The organism is Halomonas sp. 707B3 (assembly GCF_024158645.1).
Classification (GTDB): domain Bacteria; phylum Pseudomonadota; class Gammaproteobacteria; order Pseudomonadales; family Halomonadaceae; genus Vreelandella; species Vreelandella lionensis.
The window spans coordinates 1-3,200 of sequence record NZ_JAMZBE010000237.1 but is presented as its reverse complement, the minus strand read 5'-3'; the positions used below and the strand labels follow the sequence as shown (position 1 = coordinate 3,200).

At 57.2% G+C, this 3,200-nt stretch carries 4 protein-coding genes and 1 pseudogene; all 5 read left to right on the top strand.

All coding sequences use genetic code 11. The annotated features are described in order from the left end of the window. Window positions 1-539: pseudogene (locus BIS10_RS18055) on the top strand (lipid kinase); the annotation flags it as partial. A gap of 61 nt (window positions 540-600) precedes the next feature. Further along, entirely contained in the window at window positions 601-1,428 is an 828-nt protein-coding gene (locus BIS10_RS18050) for an ABC transporter permease (protein ID WP_074210441.1), read from the top strand. Further along, window positions 1,425-2,219: an ABC transporter ATP-binding protein gene (locus BIS10_RS18045; protein ID WP_074210440.1), complete on the top strand. Its 795-nt coding sequence runs from the start codon at window positions 1,425-1,427 to the stop codon at window positions 2,217-2,219. The genes BIS10_RS18050 and BIS10_RS18045 overlap by 4 nt, the downstream gene beginning before the upstream one ends. Continuing rightward, complete coding sequence (locus BIS10_RS18040) at window positions 2,216-2,938, top strand: urea amidolyase associated protein UAAP1 (RefSeq protein ID WP_253507442.1); 723 nt, start codon at window positions 2,216-2,218, stop codon at window positions 2,936-2,938. The genes BIS10_RS18045 and BIS10_RS18040 overlap by 4 nt, the downstream gene beginning before the upstream one ends. Before the next feature lie 10 nt (window positions 2,939-2,948). After that, on the top strand, window positions 2,949-3,200 hold a 252-nt coding region (locus tag BIS10_RS18035; protein WP_253507439.1), incomplete at its 3' end, for an urea carboxylase-associated family protein.

Genomic DNA, 3,200 nt, shown 5'->3' with positions numbered 1-3,200 from the left:
TCGTCGGCCTGTTCGCGAGCGACACCACAGAAGCCGTCGCTGCCTGGAACCCCCAGTTAGGTGCCATCGAGGATATGGCGGATAGCAACGTGGTGTACACCTCAGCTGAGATCCCCGGCGAGATACTCGACATGATGGTCGTAAATACGCAAACCTTGGCGGATAACCCGGCACTGGGTCATGCCCTGGTAGGCGCTTGGTATGAAGTGATGGGACTCATCGAGGCAGATGATGAAAATGCGCTTGGCATCATGGCAGATGCCGCTGGCACTGATATTGACGGTTATCGTCAGCAACTTGCCGCCACCTACCTCTACACCGACCCCGCCGAAGCCATCGCGCTCATGGAAAGCCCAGAGCTGCTCAACACCATGCAGCGAGTGGCTGAATTCAGCTTCCAGCACGGCCTACTAGGCGACATGGCACCAAACGCAGAAGTCGTCGGCATTGAGACACCCAGTGGCGTCTTCGGAGACGAGAGCAACGTGCAACTGCGCTTCGACCCCAGCTTTACCCAAGCTTACCTCGACGCTCAGTAACTAGCGCCATGGGAGTAGCCACGGCTGCTCCCTCTGCTTTTATCTTCGATGGACATCCGCCATGAAGCGACTCATTAATCTAGCCCCATCCCGAGGGAGCAGATGGCTGCTGGGACTGTTGCCTTTCCTGTTATTGGCCATGGTTTACCTGAGCCTTTCCAATGCCCGACTGGCCGAGAACCCTAATGATCGGCTACTGCCCACTCCGGCCACCATGGCAAGCTCATTTTATCATTTGGCCACCGCAGAAAACGTACGCACTGGCCAAATCGTTCTATGGACAGACACTTTCGCCAGCTTAGAGCGGATTCTCATTGGCGTGGCGATCAGCGCTTTCATCGGCCTCGTAGTGGGTATTTTAAACGGCGGCATTCCGCTCATCCGCGCCAAACTCTCACCGCTGGTCACCGTCGCGTCGCTTATCCCTCCGATGGCGATACTTCCGATTCTATTCATCGCCTTTGGCACCGGTGAGGCCGCCAAGATCGCGTTGATCGTGATTGGGGTGACGCCGTTTCTGATTCGCGACCTGCAAGGCCATGCGCTGCGACTTCCCGATGAACAGCTGATCAAAGCACAAACCCTGGGAGCCAGCTCCTGGCAGGTACTGTTGCGGGTGCTACTGCCCCAACTCACGCCGCGGCTACTGAATGCCACTCGCTTGGCCCTCGGCAGCGCCTGGCTGTTTTTAATAGCTGCCGAAGCAATTGCCGCCCAAGAGGGGCTTGGTTACCGCATTTTTCTGGTTCGCCGCTACCTGTCGATGGACGTGATTCTGCCCTACGTGGCGTGGATTACGCTGCTGGCGTTCCTTCTTGACCAGATTCTCGCCTGGACATCGCGCCTTGCCTTTCCCTGGTACCACTCGGGCGAAGGAGACAAATCATGAGCCTACTGTCCGCCAAACGCCTAGAAAAGCATTACGGCCATCACGTCGTGCTTGAGAACCTTAATTTCAGCGTCGAGCAAGGAGAATTTGTCACGCTGGTAGGTGCCTCTGGCTGCGGTAAAACCACGTTTTTAAAGATGCTGCTAGGCACCGAAGCCATTTCAAAAGGCAACCTTCTGCTAGATGGTAAGCCCATTCCTAACGAACCCGGCCCGGATCGAGGGGTGGTATTTCAGAAGTATTCCGTCTTTCCACACCTGACTGTGCTGGGCAACGTGATGATGGCCGATGAGCTGCATAGTGCCAAGCTGCTTGGAAAAAGTTTTGGCACTGCCAAACGGCACGCGATTGAGAAAGCCCAAGCACGTATTGAAGAAGTTGGCCTAAGTCACGCGCTTAATAAGTATCCCCATGAGCTGTCCGGCGGCATGCAGCAACGTCTAGCCATCGCCCAGGCGCTCATGATGCGGCCACGCATGCTGTTGCTGGATGAGCCATTTGGTGCCCTGGACCCCGGCATTCGCCAGGACATGCACGAATTAATCACGCGACTTTGGCAAGAGCAGCAGCTCACCATCTTCATGATCACCCACGACCTAAAAGAGGCCTTTGAGCTGGGCACACGGCTATGGGTGTTTGACAAAACCCGCCACGACCCTCAAGCCCCGGAAGCCTATGGCGCCACCATTACCTATGACCTGCCCATTTCGAGAGACCGTCCAACGGCAGCCTTAACGGAAGCACTTCATCAGGGCGGACTGAAAACCCACACCCAGGAGACGCTGCTATGAATAGCCAGCCCGATTACACCACTCATTTACCCGGCGGGCACCACTGGTCACTCCGCCTACGTCGCGGCACAACACTAACCCTGACCGCCCAGGAGGCCAACAGCAACGTAGGATTACTCTGCTACAACCCAGAAAACCTGCTGGAGCGCTTAAACCTGCCGGACACCTTGAAGTGCCAGCACACGTTCAAACTGACCCAAGGCCACTGCCTTTACTCGGACATGGGCCGCATCTTTGCCTCGATCACGCATGATGACCTTGGCTGGCACGACAGCGTTGGCGGCAACCTGCTGCCCCAACACCTGCTGGCCAAAGGCTGGCAGCCAGTGAGCTACCAGCAGGCCCACAATGACTGGACGCGCACCGGCTTCGACGCCTTCCTGGTCGAACTCGCCAAGTATGGGCTTGGCCGCCGAGACATGGCTGCCAATCTCAACCTGTTCTCTCGCGTCGAGAGCGATGACGAAGGCAAGCTGCACTATGTCAGCAACCACTGCCAGCCGGGCAACAGCGTCACGCTGCGCTTCGAGATGGATACCCTAGTGTTGTTGCATACCTGCCCCCACCCGCTGGACCCTGCCACTGACTACCCGCGCCGTGGCGTCGATATCGCGTTAGGTACGGCTGAGCCACCGACAGAGGACGATCCTTGCTACCGCTCACGGCCAGAAAACGCCCGTGGCTTTGCCAATAACCGCCTATACCACCTCGGCCTTTAAGGGGAAAACCATGATTATCGAGAGTACCTTACGCCCCGAAAACGCGCTTAGCCGCACTACCGTTAATGCGGGCGATCACTATATTGGCACCGTGAAGCAGGGCCAAACCTTGCGGATTTTAGACCTGGAAGGTAACCAAGCGGCTGACACGCTGTTCTTCAGCGCCGACGACACCGCCGAGCGCTACAGCGCCATGGATACCGTTCGCGAACAGGGAGCGGTCTATCTCACGGCGGGCTCCAAGCTGATCTCCAGCGAAGGC